Here is a 16386-nt window from a genome sequence, read left to right as displayed (position 1 = left end):
TCCCGGCCAACGTCACAGAAGCGCCGGACGTCGCCGAGGCCGATCCGCTCGGCGGGGGCGCTGCGTCAGGCGCCGAGCCCGACCGGGCAGCTCACCCCGGTGGCGTGGACGGGGCAGTACCCGTTCGGATTCTTCGCCAGGTACTGCTGGTGGTAGTCCTCCGCGTAGTAGAACTGCGTGAGCGGCGCGATCTCGGTCGTCACGGCGCCGTAGCCGGCGGCGGCGAGGCGGGCGCCGTAACTCTCGGCGGTGGCCTCGGCGATCTCGATCTGCCCCTCGTCGAACGTGTAGATCGCCGAGCGGTACTGGGTGCCGTGGTCGTTGCCCTGACGCATGCCCTGGGTGGGATCGTGGTTCTCCCAGAACTGCTTGAGGATGCCCCCGTAGGAGATCACCTTCGGATCGAACACCACCAGCACCACCTCGGTGTGCCCGGTCCGGCCCGAGCAGACTTCCTCGTAGGTGGGGTTCGGGGTGTATCCACCGGCATATCCCGCGGCCGTGGAGTACACGCCCTCGAGCTGCCAGAACTCCTTCTCGGCTCCCCAGAAGCAGCCCATCCCGAGGACGGCGGTCTGCAGTCCCTCGGGGAACGGCGGGGCGATGCGGTGTCCGTTGACGTAGTGGGTGTCGGGGACGGGCAGCGGCTCGGCCCGGCCGGGCAGCGCCTGCTCCTGCGCGACCATCACCGATTTCGAACCCGCACGGGCAAGGATGTCGTCGAACCAGGACATGCCTCGATGCTACGCGCGCGGCTTCTCCACGGGTTCCACCTCGGCCGTGACCTGGGGCGACGGGCGGGGCGGGAGCCACCGGGCGCTGATCCAGCGGGCGGCCGGCACCTCGACGCCGCGGTAGAGCAGTTCGGAGACGGCCGCACACACCACCAGGAACGCGAGCACGGCCCCGGTGCGGCCCAGATGGGCGACCGTGTTCTCGTACACCCGGTACAGCACCAGCGTGTGCACCAGGTAGATCGCATAGCTGCGGGTCGCGGTCCAGTGCAGCACCCGCGAGCGGGCGAACCGGCCGTCGATGCGGGAGATCAGCACCACGCACGCGGTGACCACGACGATGGTCCACAGGTAGCGGCTGCCGGCCCAGTACACCTGGTAGTCGGTGGCCAGGTGGATCACCTGGACCTGGGCGAGCAGCGCGACGATCAGCCAGCGACGGGACGTCAGCCGCGCCCAGCCGAGGTACACGATCTGACCGAGGAACACGGTCGGCATCGTGGCCGCGATCTTGGACAGGAACGGCACGGTGTACGGCTCCGGCAGGTACAGGTTGTACAGCAGCACCAGCATGCACGCCACCGCCCCGAGGACGGGGACGACGATGGGCCGGGTGCGCAGGAGCGGCCGGGCGGCCACGCAGTACAGATAGAAGGTGATCTGGACGGCGAGGGTCCAGGTGACCCCGAGCACCGCCACCTCGGGCTTCAGGAAGAACCCGCCCAGGAAGAAGCTGAGTACGGCCTCGGCGTCGGAGACGCCGGTCTGGCCGCTGAACATGCCGTTGACACCGAGCCGCACCAGCAGGATCGCGGCCAGGATCGCCACCCAGAACGCCGGGATCAGCCGCGCGCTGCGGGCGACGAGGAAGCGGCGCGGTTCGTCGCGGATGGCGGAGCGGGTGATGAGCAGCCCGGTCAGGGTCATGAACATCGCGACGCCGAGGAAGGACAGGTGCTGGTTGAGACCGGCCCCCTCGACGAGCACCCGGTACACGACGTCGATGACCCACCAGCCGGTGCCGAGGTCGTCGATCAGATAGAAGGAGATGTGCGAGTACAGCACCGCCAGGACGGCGACGGTGCGGAGCAGGTTCACACCCGGCAGGTCCACGCGCGGCGCCGGGGCATCGCGCGTCCCGTCGCTCGCGAAGGGCCGAAACACCCGCCGATGTTAAGCGGCCGTTCATGTGCCGGCCGAATTGCGCGGCGTTTCCGCAGGTAGACGCTCCGCCCGTGGCCGGCCGGCGCCGTGACCCCCGATGTCCCGGCGCCGACCGGCTGCGCAGGCGATCTTGCAGAGGGTGTACTTATGGGTTTGGGTGGAAACCCAGGAGTACTTGAAAATCACGCACGGGCCCCACCGGGCCCGAACAGAAGGGACCCTTCGTGGCTGAGTACACACTTCCGGACCTGCCCTACGACTACGCCGCGCTCGAGCCGCACATCTCGGCGAAGATCATGGAGCTGCACCACAGCAAGCATCACGCGACCTACGTTGCCGGCGCCAACACCGCCCTCGAGAAGATGGCGGAGGCACGGGAGAACGGCACGATGGCGGCGCAGGCCACCAAGCTGGAGAAGGACCTGGCCTTCCACCTCGGCGGCCACACCAACCACTCCGTCTTCTGGAAGAACCTGTCGCCGGAGGGTGGCGACAAGCCGGACGGTGAACTCGGTGCCGCGATCGACGACGCGTTCGGTTCCTTCGACGCCTTCCGGGACCACTTCTCGGCGAACGCCAACTCGATCCAGGGCTCCGGCTGGTCCATCCTGGCCTGGGACTCCATCGGCCAGCGCCTGATCATCGTCCAGCTGTACGACCAGCAGGGCAACATCCCGATCGGCCTGACCCCGCTGCTCATGCTCGACATGTGGGAGCACGCCTTCTACCTGCAGTACCAGAACGTCAAGGCCGACTACGTCAAGGCCTTCTGGAACATCGTCAACTGGGCCGACGTGCAGGCCCGCTTCGAGCGCGCCCGCACCCAGACCTCCGGTCTGCTGGTCTAGTCGCGTCGCACGTCGTGAAGGGGACGCCGGATTCCGGCGTCCCCTTCGCGCGTTCCCGGGGCTTCGGACGGAGCTGGCACTCGGGGGCTCTTGTGTGCCAGCGGACGAAACGGTCATTCTTCACCTACCCAACGGCGTGTATCGGTCATCGACTGTCGTCACACCGAGGAGGTAGCGGGATGAACGGGAACGAACAGATCGGCCTCGCCGCCTTCCACACCGCCGGATCCCTGCGGGGATTCGTGGTGTCGGGGCGGTGGCCGGAGAGCACCCGCGAGTGGGCGCAGTTGCTCGCGGTGACGGTGCGGGTGGCGTCGCTGCCCGGCCTGCTGACCACGTCGACGGTGTTCGGGGTGCGTGAGGAACTGCCGGACGACCCCGAGCCGGGCACGGTGGGCCTGGTGCTCGCGGAGGGACCGGTGATCGGCGACGAGGCGGTGGAGCCGGGCCGGTTCGCGGCGCATCAGCCGCCCGCCCTGATCGTGCTGCACCCGCCGTCCGAGACCCGGCCGTCGCTGCCGGAGTGCACGGGGGCGGCCTCGGGTTGCGTGCTGCTGCCGGGGCTGCCGCACCTGGGTCTCGAGCACCGGGCCGCGTGGGTGGAGGCGGAGGCCGACGGAACGGTGACGTCGCTGGTCAGCCGGGTCGGGGTGGACCCCAACAGCGATCCCGACACCGCGGTTCTGGCCATGCTGCTCGCCGCCTGACCGGGACCCGCACCGAAAAGTTCGGGTTCCCAAACTTGTTGGCGCCTTTGCGATTTCGCGCCGCTCCGATTATGGTTGCCTAAGCGAAGGGGAGTAGCCCGCAATCGCCCGGTCGACATACTGGCGTTCAGCCCGGCCCGGCGAACCGGAATCCGTACCGGTGGGCGAGACCTTCGGCCGCGACGCATCCGCGTCGTCCGGCCGGAGGAAGGTCCCCGCCTCCTCCACACGACACGAGGAGGAGCAACCCCGGCATGTGGTCCGCCCTGGTTCTGAGTTTCGTCGTGGTGTTCGTGGCCGAGCTCGGCGACAAGTCGCAGCTCATGGCGATGACGTTCGCCCTTCGCTACCGCTGGTGGGTGGTGCTGTCCGGCATTCTCGCGGCCACGACCGCCGTGCACCTCGTCTCCGTCGCCGTGGGCCACTACCTGGGTTTGGCGATCCCCACCTCGGCGATGGCGATCGTCGGTGGCCTGGCCTTCCTGTTCTTCGGCCTGTGGACGCTGCGCGGCGACTCCCTCGACGAGGACGAGCAGGGCAAGGCGGCCCGCGTCACCCGCTCGGCCTTCCTCGCCGTCCTGTCGGCCTTCTTCCTCGCCGAACTCGGCGACAAGACCATGCTCGCCACCATCACCCTGGCCGCGGACAACGACTGGGCCGGCGTGTGGGTCGGCTCGACGGTCGGCATGGTGGCCGCCGACGCCCTGGCCATCGTCCTCGGCGCCGTCCTCGGCCGGCACCTGCCGGAGAACGCGATCCGGCTGGCGGCGTCGGCGCTGTTCTTCGGGTTCGGCGCCTGGATGCTCGGCGAGGGCCTGGCCCCCGGCACGCCCGTCGGCCCCGTCGCGGGCGGTGCGACCCTCGCCGTCGCGCTCGCCGCCGTGACCGGTCGCGCCCTGCTGCGCCGCCGCGCCGAGACCCGCCCGGTCCCCGCCGCCTCGGACTCCGTCGAACGATAGAGAGTGCCCTCCGGACGCCTGCGCGACCGCCCGCCCAGGAGTATGCTTGCCGATAGGCAACTAAATGGAGGTGGCATCACGCCCGCACACGATCGCTTCGACGACGAGGACGTCAACCGCCTGCGCGTGGCTCTCGGCCGCATCGCGCGCCGCGTCGACCGCCGCACCACCGGCGCGGGCGGGCTCACCCGCTCCCAGTTCTCGATCCTCGCCACCGTCGCCCGCCGCGAGACCGTCGGCGTGCGCGAACTCGCCGAGATCGAGGGCCTCAACCCCACCATGCTCTCGCGGATGCTCGGCAAGCTCGAGGACGCCGGGCTGCTCACCCGCTCGCCCGACCCCGACGACAAGCGCGTCGTCCGCGCCCACATCACCGAGGCCGGTGCCCGCACCTTCGCCGACCTGCGTCGCATGCGTACCGCGGTGTTCACCGAGCACCTCGCGGAACTGTCCCCCGATCGGCTGCACGCCCTGCACGACGCCCTCCCGGCGCTCGAAGCGCTCGCCGAGCAGATGTGCCGTCGCTCCGCGGAGGAGGGCCGATGACCGTCCTCACCGACCTGCGCGGACAGACCTTCGCCGCCTTCCGCGGCGCCAACTTCCGGCGCTACCTCAGCGGACAGGCGATCTCCCTGATCGGCACGTGGATGCAGACGGTCGCCCAGTCCTGGCTGGTGCTCGAACTCACCGGTTCCGGCACGGCCATCGGCCTCGTCCTGGCCCTGCAGACCGTGCCGATGCTGCTGCTCGGCCCCTACGGCGGCGTGGTCGCCGACCGCGTCGACAAGCGCCGGCTCATGATCGGCCTGCAGTCCGCGATGGGCGTACAGGCCCTCGTCCTGGGCCTGCTCACCGTCACCGGCGCCGTCCAGCTGTGGCACGTCTACGTCCTCGCCGTCGTCCTCGGCCTCAACCAGTGCTTCGAGAATCCCGCCCGCCAGTCGTTCATGCTCGAGCTCGTCGGACCGGAGGACCTGCGCAACGCCGTGAGCCTGCAATCGGTGCTGGCATCCGTCGCGCGCCTGATCGGCCCGGCCGTCGCGGGACTGATCATCGCCGTCGGCGGTCTCGGGGTGTGCTTCCTGCTCAACGCACTCAGCTTCGTCGCCGTCGTCGCCTCCCTCGCGAGCCTGGACCTGTCCCTGCTGCGCCCGTCGCCCCCCGCCGCCCGCGCCCGCGGGCAGCTCCGCGAGGGGTTCGCACACGTGCGGCAGACCCCGGCCCTCGCGGTGCCGTTGCTGACGATGGCACTGGTCGGCTGCCTGGCCTACGAGTTCCAGGTGGTGCTGCCCGTGGTCGCCCGACAGACCTTCGGCGCCGGCGCCGAGACCTACGGCTTCCTCACCGCCGCGATGGGCGCGGGTGCCGTCGTCGGCGGTCTCGCCGTGGCGACCTGGGGCCGCACCGGCACCACCGCCGTGGTGGCCACCTCCGCGGTGTTCGGTGTGGTGCTGCTCGCGGCCGCGGCGGCGCCCACGCTCGAACTCATGCTCGCCGCGATGGTGCTGGTCGGCGTCCTGAGCGTCGCGTTCACCGCCACCACCAACAGCTCCCTGCAGCTCGCCGCGGCCCCCGGCATGCGCGGGCGGGTGATGGCGCTGTTCGCCGTGGCCTTCCTCGGCTCCACCGCCGTCGGCGGCCCGGTCGCGGGGTGGGTCAGCGAGCAGTGGGGTGGCCGGGCCGGGCTACTGCTCGGTGCCGCGGCGTGCCTCGTCGCGGCCGGTATCGGCGCGACGCGACTCGGACGCGGCGACCCGCGGTAGGTTCCCGCTCTCCGCGCCGGCGAGAGCGGAACGGGGATCCACCGGCGCGGACCGACACCGTGAACGTCCCCTTTCAGGACGGAGCCGGCCGGGATGCGGCGACGGGTTGCGGCGACGACCGGACTCCTCGCACACCGTCGGCCACCGTGTTCCGTCGGCTGACCCCCGAGGGGCACAGACGCTCCTGGCACACCCGCCCGGACCGTCACCCCACGCGAATACCCGCGTCGGCGAGGAACTCGCGGGCACGACCCAGTCGGCGGTCGGCGACGAAGGCGTCCCAAGGGTCGGCAAGACCCTCGTGGTGGACGAGGTCGCGGAAGCGACGGAAGGCGCCCTTGCCCTCGATCGCCCGCTGCAGCCGCTCCCGCAGCGCGACATCCTGCTGCCGCTCGGCGAAGGCCGCCATGTCGCGCCAACCGTCCCGCGCGCCGGTGCGGTCGAACCGAAGCCACCGGTCGGGCTCGGTCTCGACGTCGACGGCGACGTCTTCCCCGACCATCATCGGGTCGGTACTGCTCTCGTCGTACACCTCCCCGGTGCGCAGATCGATGTACCCACCGGTCGATACGCCCGGATCGCCTTCCAGCGCGGCACTGAGCATCTCGAGGTCGACAGGTAGCACCCGGCCGGTCAGCGACTCGCCGTGCAGACACGCGAGCAGGTCCTCGGCCAGCACCTCGTCACCGGGGCCGCCGCGCCGAGTCAGCCGGTCGATCACCGACAGTGCCACCGGCTCGGCTTCCCGACGCCGCTGCTGCAGGGCCGTCGGTATGCCGGCCCCCACCTGCTGCAGCAAATCGTCGACCTCGTGTCCCCGCACCGCAGCGAGGAAGCGGGGTGCATCTGCAGTCGCCACAGCCGCGCGCAGCTCGGACGGGTCGACCACCTGCTCTCGTGCGGGCCAGGCGTGCACCAGCATGGGATGCGGACGACTCGGTCTGCGCGGCGCTCGGCTCTGCCCGTCGTCGTCGGCCCACCGGCGCCCGTACTGGTCCGGGATGTCGCCCCACCCCCAGTACGGCAGGGGCTTTGTCGGCGCGGTTCCCAGCACTTCCACGGGGTCGACTTTCTCCTTCCCGATCACGCACCGGTGCGTCCAGTCGTCGCCCAGGTCGAAGGTGAACTGGAATTCCGCTCCAGGCCCCAGCAGCCGAGCGACCTCGGACGACTCGATGTCCACCGGCTCCGTGATGGGCCCACCGATCGACCCGGCGATCTCGGCGCCGGTCTGCGCGTCGGTGACCACTCGTCCGCCGGGCAGGATGAACATCGACAGGTGGGAGCGGTCCCATCGAGCGAAGGCATCGTTGATGGCACTGGCCAGGTCCTCGAAGGTGTGCGACGGTCCGACCGCGAAGACGCGGCCGGGCCACGGCCACAGCTGCTCGCCGCGCCCACCGAGCAGCTCCACCGTCACCGACAACCACGTCCGTGCCATCCCCCGAGGATGGCATGCGGTCCGCCGCCGCACCGGACGGAGCTAGCGCGCGCTAAGGTGCCACCGTCGACAAGGCGCACGCCGAACGGTGGCGCCACGAAAGGAGCACGGCAGTGGAAATTCAGGGAACCGCCGCACTGGTCACCGGCGCGGCGTCCGGTCTCGGCGCAGCCACCGCCCAGCGTCTCGCCGACGCCGGCGCGACCGTCTTCGGTCTCGACCTCGCCCAGTCCATCGAACGCGTCGGCGACAAGGCGCCCGCCGGCGTCACCCTCATCGCCACCGACGTGACCAGCGCCGACGACGTGCAGGCCGCCGTCGACCAGATCGTCGCCTCGGGCGTGCCGTTGCGCATCGTCGTCAACTGCGCCGGCGTCGGCTGGGCCGGCCGGGTCCTGTCGAAGAACGGCCCGCACGACCTCGAGCTGTTCCGCACCGTCATCACCGTCAACCTGCTCGGCACGTTCAACGTGCTGCGCCTGGCCGCCGACGCGATGACCAAGACCGAGCCCGTCGACGAGTACGGCCAGCGCGGCGTCATCGTCAACACCGCCTCCGTCGCCGCGTTCGAGGGCCAGATCGGCCAGATCGCCTACTCCGCCTCCAAGGGCGGCGTCCACGGCATGACCGTCCCCGCGGCCCGCGACCTGGCCCAGTACGGCATCCGGGTCAACACCATCGCCCCCGGCATCGTCGACACCCCGATGCTCGCCGGCGTCACCGAGGAGTACCGCAAGGGCCTCGAGGCGGGCGTGCCCTTCCCGTCCCGCCTCGCCCAGCCGGCCGAGTACGCCCAGCTCGTGCAGATGATCGCCGAGCACGACTACCTCAACGGCGAGACCATCCGCATGGACGGCGCGCTGCGCATGGCGCCGCGATAGGCCGCTCCGCGGCCGGTGTGTCCTTTGGGTTGCCAGGGCCGCCCAAAGGGCACACCATCCAACTCATGCGCCTGCTATGGGTCGTGGTCGCGGTCGTCGCGGTGCTCGCGTCGGCGCTGTGGTTCGGGCAGCGCCGGCTGATCTACCTGCCCGACCGGGCCCCGCCCCCGCCGGCGCAGTCGCTGCTCCCCGGTGCCCGCGACGTGCGGCTGACGACCTCCGACGGGCTCGAACTCGGCGCCTGGTTCGTCCCGGCCCGCGACGCCGCACGCGGCTTCACGGTGCTGCTCGCCTCGGGCAACGGCGGCAGCCGCGTCGACCGCGCCCCGCTGGCGACGGCACTCGCGGAGGCCGGTTTCGCCACCCTGCTCTTCGACTACCGCGGCTACGGCGGCAACCCCGGCCGCCCGAGCGAGGACGGCCTCGCCCGCGACGTGCGCGCCGCCCGGCAGTACCTCCTCGACCGCGAGAACGTCGCTCCGGACCGGCTGCTCTACCTCGGGGAGAGCCTGGGCACCGGCGTGGTGACCGGCCTCGCCGCCGAGCATCCGCCCGCCGGCATGCTGCTGCGCTCACCGTTCGTCGATCTGCCCACAGTCGGCCGGCACCACTACCCGCTGCTGCCCACCGGGCTGATGTGGGACCGCTTCCCGATCGCCGAGACCGTCGCGCGGCTCGACGTGCCGATCACCGTCGTCTACGCGACGGCGGACACGATCGTCCCGCCCGGCCAGAGCGAGGCCGTGGCCGCCGCCGCCCGCCGGCTCGTCGAGAAGGTGGCCCTGCCGGGCGCCGAGCACAACGATCCCGTGATGTTCGGCCCGCCGGTGGTCGACGCCCTGATCCGGCTCGCCGAGGCGGTGCCACCCCCGCAGCAGTGACCCGGTGCCGCCCCGCAGCAGTGACCCGGTGCCGCCCCGCAGCAGTGACCCGGTGCCGCCCCGCAGCAGTGACCCGGTGCCGCCCCGCAGCAGTGACCTACAGGTCCGAGATGTGCGGGATCTCGTGCACCGCACGCTCGCTCATCCACTCACGGAGCACCTTCGTGGCGATCACGTCGTCCTCGTTGTACTCGAGCAGCCGGCGTCGCTGCTGCGGGTCCGGGTCCCCGTCGTAGCCGACTGCCTCGCGGTACCAGCTCATCGACGCCTCGCCGCCGGCCTCCTCGTCGCGCCAGCGGTGACCCGCGATCGGTGCGATCTTCTTGAGGCCCTTGCCGTTCGGGCACACGAACTGGTCGGTGACGACCTGGTAGATGTCCACCCACTGCGGCGAGTCGATGAACTCGCGCACCTCGGCCTCGCTCGGCACCCCCGGGAACCCGGCGAACCGCCGAGCCGAACCGAGTAGCCACTTGTCCTCCGCGGTACGTGAATAACAATAGGCCGCAAAGGTTTTCCCGCTCGCCGCAGCGGCGGCCCGCTCCGCGGACAGCCACGTCCAGAACTCGGCGAACGAGCGCGCCTCGTCGTCGGTCGGTACCGGATCCCAGCTGACGAACGCCCGGTACGCGGAGATCCCGTCGACGTTGAGCAGCGTGCCCCACAGGTACGCACCGTGCTCGTGGTAGCTCTCCATGTCGATGTCGATCTCGATGTCCGCCCGGCGCACGTGCACGTGGTCGTGCCGTCGCACCAGCGGCGCACCCGCCAGCCACGCCTTGGCCACCACGACGGTGTCCTCGAACGAACCCTGCGGCCAGACCTCGGGCGGGTCCCCCTCCCAGCGCGCCAGCTCGTCGATCGTGTGCACACCCAGCTCGCGCAGCACCGTCGCGCGTTGCCCCGGGGCAACCAGCGACACGTCGTGCGTCGCACTCAGCTGCTCGCGGCACCGCGGCCACCACGGGCAGGTCTTGCACTCCCCGATCTGCGACGGCTCCGTCGGGGTCTCGCCCCGCGCGATCGCGAGCCGGTCGGCGAGCCGGGCGTCGTAGTCCTCGAGGATTGCGCCGAGGTCGTGCACGAGGATGCAGTCCCCGCCGTACCCGATGGCGCCGCCGACCTGTGCCGGGCTGGCCAGGCCGTGACGCTCGAGCATCCGGTACAGGTGAGCCACCCGCATCTGGTCGCGCACCTGACCGCGCACCTTGCGGGTCTCGTCGACCGCCGGTTCCCACACGAACAGCCCCGAGGTCGTCGCACCGCGGCCCGGGTCGGTGACCTTGTGATTGACCACGATCACCGGGATGTAGCCGCCGCGCTCGACGTCGCGCAGCAGGATCTCGGCCCGGCCCCGCCGACCGGTGTCGGGCTCCGCCGGCAGGACCGCCCCCCAGATCCGGTCCGCGCCGCGACGGCACGCGTCGAGGGTGGCGTCGGCGCGCCGCGACGCCGGGCCCTCGGGGTCGATCCGCACCCATCCACCGGGGTGGGCGTCGAACAGCCGCTGCCGCACGGCCTCGCGGTGAGTGGCCGCCGCCTCCTGCCGCTGCTTCGCTCCCGGATGCTCCGGGGCCGCGCTCAACTCGTCCGGAAAGGCCGCGTCCAGATGGACCCGGTGCCGGCACCGGGTCAGCGCGCTCGCCTCGATCAGGGCCGGCGAGGTCCGCCTCTCGCTGGATACGTTCACACTGAAGAACAGTATTCGTCCACCTAGGGTCAACCGGAAACGACCGTCACGGATAGGCTGATCGTGGCGCCGTGGGTGCCGTACACCGAATGGAGGGTCCTGTTCGATGGCGTTGTTCAGCAGGCGGAAGCGCCGCGCCACCCGCAAGGCGGAGGCGAAGGCTCTCAAGCACAAGGCGAAGCTCGAGGCCAAACTCAACGCGAAGAACCAGCGCCGGCGCGACCGCCGCCTGGCGAAGGCCGAGATCAAGGCGGCCAAGGCGCAGGTCAAGGCGGACAAGGCGCTGATCGCCGCGCAGTCCCGGGTCGAGAAGCAGCAGATCGCCACGCTCAAGGCCCAGGAGAAGGCGGCCGCGCAGAAGGGCTTCACCGCGGCGAAGGTCCGGCGCTACCTGGCCGTCGTGCGACTGCTCGCACCGGTACTCGTGCCGCTGGTGTACCAGGGGGTGACCGCGCTGCGCGGCCAGCTCGACGCCGCGCGCGCCCAGCGCATGGGCGTCGCCGTCGACCAGCTCGGCGAGTACACCGGTCACGGCGCGCACCTGAGCGCCCGCATCGCCGGGGCCGAGAAGTCGCTCGCCGAGATCCTCGAGCGCCATCCCAAGGACCCCGAAACCCAGAAGTTCGCCGACGCCATCCGGGGCCGCCTCAGCGACCTGACGGCGGCGGTGCACGCGGCCGAGCAGATGCCGGCGCCGCGCCGCAAGGCCGCACATGCCGGTATCTCGCGGGAACTGGACGGCATCGAGGCCGACCTACTGGCCCGGCTCGGCGTGCGCTAGCGACGACCACCGTGGCACCCGGCTCGCCCCTGCGCGGCACCGCCGCGGGAGCGCTGACCGCCGCCCTGGCGGTCGCCGCCCACGGCAGTGCGGGCGGCGGCGTGCCCGGCAACGCCGAGGTGACGCTGCTCGTCGCCGTCGCGGCCGGGGTCGGGCTCATCGCGGCCCACCTGCGCGCGGTGCCCACCATCGTGGTGCTCGCGGGCGGGCAGGCCGCGACGCACCTGGTGCTCGCCGCGGTGACGACGGGTCACCTGCACACGTCGGTGCCGATGCTCGCCGCGCACACCGTCGCGGTCGTCGCGTGCGCGGCCCTGCTCGAGGCGGCGCAACGCCTGTGCGGGCCGCTGACCCGGGTGGTGCGGGCCGCGTGGCTCACCGCGCCCCCTCGCGTCGAGGCGGTTCGGACGCTGCTGCCGCCCGCGACGGTGCGGCCGGTCGCGGCGGCGCGGGCGGCACCGGGCATCTCCCGGCGGGGGCCGCCCGTCGCGGCATGACCGCGACCGACCCCCTCGAAGAGAGAAATCCATGAACATCCCGAACACCGTCGCCGCGCGCCGGCGACAGACCCCCCTCGTCCTCGCCCAGCTCGCTGGGCTCCTCGGCGCGGTCGCGGCAGCGTTGCTGTTCGCTGCCGGGCCGGCGGCCGCGCACTCGGTCGTCATCGCCAGCACACCCGCGCCGGGCGAGCAGATCGCCCAGGGTCCCGAGCGCGTGAGCCTGACCTTCAACGAGGCCCTGCAGGAATCCTTCGCCGCCCTGACCGTCGTGGGTCCGGACGGCAACCTGTGGTCCAAGGGCGATCCCCTCGTCGAGGACGCCACGGTGTCCGTGGCGGTCGGTGATCTCGGACCGGCCGGCGAGTACACCATCGCCTACCGGGTGACGTCCGCGGACGGGCATCCCGTCACCGGCACCCAGGTCTTCACCCTCACGCAGGACGGTCCGGGCGCTCCCGGTGCGGCGGCCGCCGCCGGTGCCGCGGCGCCCGCGTCCGACAGCGACGAGGACAGCGGCCCGGCCGTGTGGATCTTCGTCGTCGTGGGCGTCGTCGTCCTCGCCGGCGTGCTGTGGTTCGTGCTGCGCAAGCCGAAGAAGGCCTGACGCCGGTGGCCGGGCGTTGACGACGAGCGGTACCGGCACCGCCGCGCACCGCGCGTGGTTGCTCACCGCCGGCGCCGGCGCCACCGCGGGCGTCGCCGCCGGCTGGTTGTTGGCGAACCCGGCCGCGTCGAGCTGGGTCCGGGCGTTGTCGCTGTGTCTCGGTGCGACGGTTCTCGGCCTGGCCGCGCTCGGGGTCATGGTGCGCGACGAGCGGCGGCCCGGCGTCGCCCCGGCCGACCTCTGGCGCACGATCGCCGGGCTCGGTGGATTCTGGGTCCTGACGGAGGCCGTGCAGCTCGTGCTGCAGGCCGCGGACACGACGAACGTCCCCGTGTCGCGGCTCGGGCTGTCGCGCTTCGCGGAGTATCTCGGCAGCGCGGGCGCCGGCCGGATCGGGGTGGCCGCACTGGTGTGCGCGCTGGCGTGCACGGTCGTCGCGGCGCTCGCGTATCGCCGGTCGGCGACGTGGTCGACGGTGCCGGTCCTCGTCGCCGCGGCGCTGGCGGTCATCGCCCGGCCGGTCACCGGGCACATGTCGCAGCAGACCCTCGGATCGCTGCTCGACGCCGCGCACGCGCTCGCTGCGGCGCTGTGGTTCGGCACGCTCGTCGCGCTGGCCCTGACGGTCCGGTCCCGCGGCGCGTGGGCCCGGCTGCTCCCCCGCTACTCGGTGCTCGCGGTGCGATGCGTCGCCGTGCTCGCCGCGACGGGCGTCGTCGACGCGGCCGTTCGGCTCGGCTCGGTCGCGGCCCTGATCGACACCGGTTACGGGCGCATCGTGCTGGCCAAGGCCCTGACCCTGCTGGCGCTGCTGGCGCTGGCGTGGTGGTGGCGACGGACGTGGGTGCCGGCCGCGACCGCGCACCGGGTCACCGCGGAGGTGTCGCTGCGCAACGCGGTGCTCGAGGTCGCCGCGACGTCGGTCGCGTTCGGGCTCGCGGCGGCGCTGGCCACCAGCGCCTGAACCGCCCGCGAATCTTCGACGAGCTGGCCTCCGGGCGCTTCGACGTCATCGCCTCCGGCACCACCGTCACCGAATCGCGCCGGGAGCGGGCTGCGTTCTGCGCGCCGTATTTCGGGTCCGGGCAGTCCGTGGCGGTGGACACCGCCCGTCAGGCGGTGGACACCGCCCGTCAGGCGGTGGACACCGCCCGTCATCCCGCGGTGAGAGGGGTGGCGGACCTGGCAGGCCTGACCGTCGTGGTGCAGCAGGGCAACACCAGCGAGCCGGTGGTGAAACGCCTTCTCGCCGAAGGCCGTATCGGCGGGATCCGGGTGTATGCGTACCACGAGATCGACCGTGCCCGGGACGAGCTGTCGACCGGCGGCTGCGACGCCTTCATGAAACTCGGTCCCGTGCTGAGGTGGCTCACGCGCGTCCGCCCCCACGTCGACGTCGTCGAGTACGACATCACCCGCGAGGAGATCGCGCTCGCGGTGCGCCTCGGCGACGACGTGCTGCGCGGTGAACTCGAGGATGCGCAGCGTGCGCTCGCGCAGGACGGCACGCTCGGTGCGCTGGTCTCACGCCGGCTCGCCCCGGGCGACGGCACGTCTCTCGGCACGCGATGACGCCGGGTGGCCGGCGAGCAGGACGACCGCCAGCACCGCGATCCACAGCACGAACGCACCGAACATCACCCGTTCGACCGCGCCCATGCCGGGGGTGGGTTCGGCGGCGGCGACGGCCGGGACGTACCGGCCCGTCCACGCGCCGAACACGAGGATCGTCGCGACCGTGCCGGCCGAGTACACCCGGAACCAGGTGCCGAAGGCCGCGGCCGCGAATCCGATGAGCGCGCACCACAGCGACACCGTCACCACGCTGAGCGCCAGGTGCATGGTGTCGGCGAGCGGCATCGCTGCCCCGGCCTCGATGTCCTCGCGTCCCGTCATCGGGAACGGCAACCACAGCGGTCCCACGAATGCATAGGCCACCAGGAGAACTCCCGCGATGCGCAGGGGGCGGACGCCGCGGCCCGTGCGCCACACACCGATCCCGAAGGCGACGATCAGCGCGTCGTACACGAATCCCGCGACGGTCAGGGGCGCCCGGGTCGGCGCGCCGATCGACGTCAGCTCGCTGATCGCCTGATCGAAGCGGTTGTAGCCGTCGTAGAGGGCGGCCGCGAGTACCTCGTGCGCCCCCACGTACAGCAGAGACGACACGATCCCGCAGGCGAGCAGCACCGTCGATGCCGTGTCCGGACGTCGCGGACCGTCGCGCCGGAGCTGGGGTGTGTACGGATCAGGAGTGGACACCGTCGGCCTCCCGGGACGCCGACTCGGCGGTGCGGGCGCCCGCTGGGTCCAGCATGATCCGGCCGGGGAGGCGACGCCAGAGACCTTCGTCCCCGATCGTCCGCCGAGTGTGAGCTGTCCGTCTGCCCGTATGCCATGCCACGGCCGGTGCCGCGTGCCACGCTGACGCACCGGGCCACGGACGCGCCGAGGCGGAAGGAGCGACGGTGTATCGGAAGATCGAACTGCGGGGTCGGCACGGCTTCGAGGCGATGGCCCCCGATGCCGGGAACCGCACCGAGCTGTCCGTCCCCGACGTGACGCAGTTCCGGTTCCGGATGGAGATCTGCGACGTCGGGGCGCTCACCGTCGGCCGGGTGCAGATGTCACCGCATCGTGCTCTGCCCGGCCTCGTCGAGGACGGCGAGGTCGCCAACCTGTGTCTGATGCTGTCCGGCAAGCAGGTGGTCGACGACGGGACGACCCGCGTGCACATCGAGGTCGGCCGGATCGTCCTGCAGGTCGGGTGGAACCGATACGAGGCCGTGGATGCGGACGGGTCGGACCTTCTCCTCGTGCGCATCCCCCGGCACCGGCTCGAAGAACGCGGACTCGATCTCGAGGAGACGTCCGTGACGTTCGGGCCGGCAAAGCCCACCATGTCGGTGCACGCGCTCAATGCGGTGGGGATGACCATGCTTCGTGAACGCGGTCGCCACAACACGACCGCGGCCCCCCGCAGCGTGGAGAACGCCCTGATCGAGCTCGTCGTGGGTCTGCACCACGAGTCGCTCGGGTACGGCGCCGATTCGGGTGAGCTGCGTGGCAGCGTCTACGCCCGCGCCCTCACCCTGATCCGAGCCCATCACCACGACCCGACGCTGACCCCCACCGTGATCGCGGAACGCCTGCAGCTGTCGTTGCGAAGCCTGCAGCGCGCGTTCGCAGCCCACGACACCACGGTGGCGTTCCAGATCCGGCGGCTGCGCGCGCACCGCGCGGCGGCGCTTCTGCAGGAACCCGGCTATACCCGCACAACGGTCGCCGAGATCGCCGCGATCACCGGTTTCGCGTCCAGCGCCGAGCTGCGTCGCGCCCTGCGCACGGTGCGCGGGGTGAGTCCGGCGGAGCTGCGACCACGCTGAGCTCGACCACGCTGAGCTCGACCACGCTGAGCTCGACCACGCTGAGC

Annotated in this window: 18 protein-coding genes; 13 read left to right on the top strand and 5 right to left on the bottom strand. The window is 71.8% G+C overall.

From position 1 onward, the window contains the following. Nucleotides 1-65 precede the first annotated feature (65 nt). Both msrA and F1734_RS02750 read right to left on the bottom strand, forming a co-directional pair. Nucleotides 66-734, bottom strand: coding sequence for a peptide-methionine (S)-S-oxide reductase MsrA (gene msrA / locus F1734_RS02755; protein ID WP_010595968.1), 669 nt, complete (start codon nt 732-734; stop codon nt 66-68). A 9-nt stretch (nt 735-743) separates the two neighbouring features. Beyond that, nucleotides 744-1847: an acyltransferase family protein gene (locus F1734_RS02750; RefSeq protein WP_026138067.1), complete on the bottom strand. Its 1104-nt coding sequence runs from the start codon at nt 1845-1847 to the stop codon at nt 744-746. Nucleotides 1848-2122: 275 nt separating this feature from the next. Here F1734_RS02750 and F1734_RS02745 point away from each other — a divergent pair, with 275 nt between their 5' ends. The 5 genes from F1734_RS02745 (at nt 2123) to F1734_RS02725 (ending at nt 6175) form a co-directional block, all read left to right on the top strand. Beyond that, the gene (locus F1734_RS02745) at nt 2123-2746 is read left to right on the top strand and encodes a superoxide dismutase (protein WP_003939397.1); all 624 of its coding nucleotides are present in this window, start codon (nt 2123-2125) and stop codon (nt 2744-2746) included. A gap of 179 nt (nt 2747-2925) precedes the next feature. Then, a complete protein-coding gene (locus F1734_RS02740; RefSeq protein ID WP_010595966.1) occupies nt 2926-3453 on the top strand; it encodes a hypothetical protein in 528 nt (175 codons plus the stop codon). 254 nt (nt 3454-3707) lie between these two features. Beyond that, nucleotides 3708-4412 (top strand): TMEM165/GDT1 family protein, encoded by a 705-nt coding sequence (locus F1734_RS02735; RefSeq protein ID WP_017682046.1) that lies wholly within the window; start codon nt 3708-3710, stop codon nt 4410-4412. A 126-nt stretch (nt 4413-4538) separates the two neighbouring features. Beyond that, nucleotides 4539-4958 carry a MarR family winged helix-turn-helix transcriptional regulator gene (locus F1734_RS02730; protein ID WP_017682045.1) on the top strand — a complete coding sequence of 140 codons (420 nt, stop codon included), beginning with the start codon at nt 4539-4541 and terminating at the stop codon, nt 4956-4958. Further along, nucleotides 4955-6175, top strand: coding sequence for an MFS transporter (locus F1734_RS02725; RefSeq protein ID WP_203011332.1), 1221 nt, complete (start codon nt 4955-4957; stop codon nt 6173-6175). The genes F1734_RS02730 and F1734_RS02725 overlap by 4 nt, the downstream gene beginning before the upstream one ends. 205 nt (nt 6176-6380) lie before the next feature. Here F1734_RS02725 and F1734_RS02720 read toward each other — a convergent pair whose 3' ends face one another. Continuing rightward, on the bottom strand, nt 6381-7616 hold the full coding sequence (locus tag F1734_RS02720) for a UPF0158 family protein (RefSeq protein WP_010595962.1): 1236 nt from the start codon (nt 7614-7616) through the stop codon (nt 6381-6383). A gap of 113 nt (nt 7617-7729) precedes the next feature. Here F1734_RS02720 and F1734_RS02715 point away from each other — a divergent pair, with 113 nt between their 5' ends. Together F1734_RS02715 and F1734_RS02710 are read left to right on the top strand one after the other, a co-directional pair. Further along, entirely contained in the window at nt 7730-8497 is a 768-nt protein-coding gene (locus tag F1734_RS02715; protein WP_119699290.1) for an SDR family NAD(P)-dependent oxidoreductase, read from the top strand. 65 nt (nt 8498-8562) lie between these two features. Then, nucleotides 8563-9378, top strand: coding sequence for an alpha/beta hydrolase (locus F1734_RS02710; protein ID WP_119699289.1), 816 nt, complete (start codon nt 8563-8565; stop codon nt 9376-9378). A gap of 97 nt (nt 9379-9475) precedes the next feature. Here F1734_RS02710 and F1734_RS02705 read toward each other — a convergent pair whose 3' ends face one another. Then, complete coding sequence (locus tag F1734_RS02705) at nt 9476-11068, bottom strand: TM0106 family RecB-like putative nuclease (RefSeq protein WP_017682041.1); 1593 nt, start codon at nt 11066-11068, stop codon at nt 9476-9478. A gap of 106 nt (nt 11069-11174) precedes the next feature. On the opposite strand from F1734_RS02705, the gene F1734_RS02700 reads away from it, so the two are divergent. The 5 genes from F1734_RS02700 to F1734_RS02680 are packed head-to-tail and all read left to right on the top strand — an operon-like array spanning nt 11175 to nt 14525. After that, nucleotides 11175-11849, top strand: a complete 675-nt coding sequence (locus F1734_RS02700) for a DUF6474 family protein (protein WP_017682040.1) — start codon at nt 11175-11177, stop codon at nt 11847-11849. 11 nt (nt 11850-11860) lie between these two features. Beyond that, nucleotides 11861-12346 (top strand): hypothetical protein, encoded by a 486-nt coding sequence (locus F1734_RS02695; protein WP_203011331.1) that lies wholly within the window; start codon nt 11861-11863, stop codon nt 12344-12346. 31 nt (nt 12347-12377) lie between these two features. Continuing rightward, nucleotides 12378-12953: a copper resistance CopC family protein gene (locus tag F1734_RS02690; RefSeq protein ID WP_048773848.1), complete on the top strand. Its 576-nt coding sequence runs from the start codon at nt 12378-12380 to the stop codon at nt 12951-12953. Nucleotides 12954-12969: 16 nt separating this feature from the next. Continuing rightward, entirely contained in the window at nt 12970-13917 is a 948-nt protein-coding gene (locus F1734_RS02685) for a CopD family protein (protein WP_040272827.1), read from the top strand. Next, the gene (locus tag F1734_RS02680) at nt 13914-14525 is read left to right on the top strand and encodes a transporter substrate-binding domain-containing protein (RefSeq protein ID WP_415649103.1); all 612 of its coding nucleotides are present in this window, start codon (nt 13914-13916) and stop codon (nt 14523-14525) included. The genes F1734_RS02685 and F1734_RS02680 overlap by 4 nt, the downstream gene beginning before the upstream one ends. Here F1734_RS02680 and F1734_RS02675 read toward each other — a convergent pair. Next, nucleotides 14478-15215: a DUF998 domain-containing protein gene (locus F1734_RS02675; protein ID WP_228287145.1), complete on the bottom strand. Its 738-nt coding sequence runs from the start codon at nt 15213-15215 to the stop codon at nt 14478-14480. The two genes, F1734_RS02680 and F1734_RS02675, sit on opposite strands and share 48 nt — an antisense overlap. Before the next feature lie 206 nt (nt 15216-15421). On the opposite strand from F1734_RS02675, the gene F1734_RS02670 reads away from it, so the two are divergent. Then, nucleotides 15422-16339, top strand: a complete 918-nt coding sequence (locus F1734_RS02670) for a helix-turn-helix domain-containing protein (protein WP_010595951.1) — start codon at nt 15422-15424, stop codon at nt 16337-16339. Nucleotides 16340-16386: the final 47 nt, after the last annotated feature.

Origin of the sequence: Rhodococcus ruber, from assembly GCF_016804345.1 — a bacterium.
Classification (GTDB): Bacteria; Actinomycetota; Actinomycetes; order Mycobacteriales; family Mycobacteriaceae; genus Rhodococcus; species Rhodococcus ruber.
The sequence above is the reverse complement of the archived record's forward strand: the minus strand, read 5'-3'. Positions and strand labels throughout refer to the sequence as shown.

Excerpts from the sequence above, each read along its gene's own strand:
- F1734_RS02740 (WP_010595966.1), top strand. The coding sequence starts at position 2,926 with ATGAACGGGAACGAACAGATCGGCCTCGCCGCCTTCCACACCGCCGGA.
- F1734_RS02690 (WP_048773848.1), top strand. The coding sequence starts at position 12,378 with ATGAACATCCCGAACACCGTCGCCGCGCGCCGGCGACAGACCCCCCTC.
- F1734_RS02735 (WP_017682046.1), top strand. The coding sequence starts at position 3,708 with ATGTGGTCCGCCCTGGTTCTGAGTTTCGTCGTGGTGTTCGTGGCCGAG.
- F1734_RS02700 (WP_017682040.1), top strand. The coding sequence starts at position 11,175 with ATGGCGTTGTTCAGCAGGCGGAAGCGCCGCGCCACCCGCAAGGCGGAG.
- F1734_RS02710 (WP_119699289.1), top strand. The coding sequence starts at position 8,563 with ATGCGCCTGCTATGGGTCGTGGTCGCGGTCGTCGCGGTGCTCGCGTCG.
- F1734_RS02725 (WP_203011332.1), top strand. The coding sequence starts at position 4,955 with ATGACCGTCCTCACCGACCTGCGCGGACAGACCTTCGCCGCCTTCCGC.
- F1734_RS02720 (WP_010595962.1), bottom strand. The coding sequence starts at position 7,616 with ATGGCACGGACGTGGTTGTCGGTGACGGTGGAGCTGCTCGGTGGGCGC.
- msrA (WP_010595968.1), bottom strand. The coding sequence starts at position 734 with ATGTCCTGGTTCGACGACATCCTTGCCCGTGCGGGTTCGAAATCGGTG.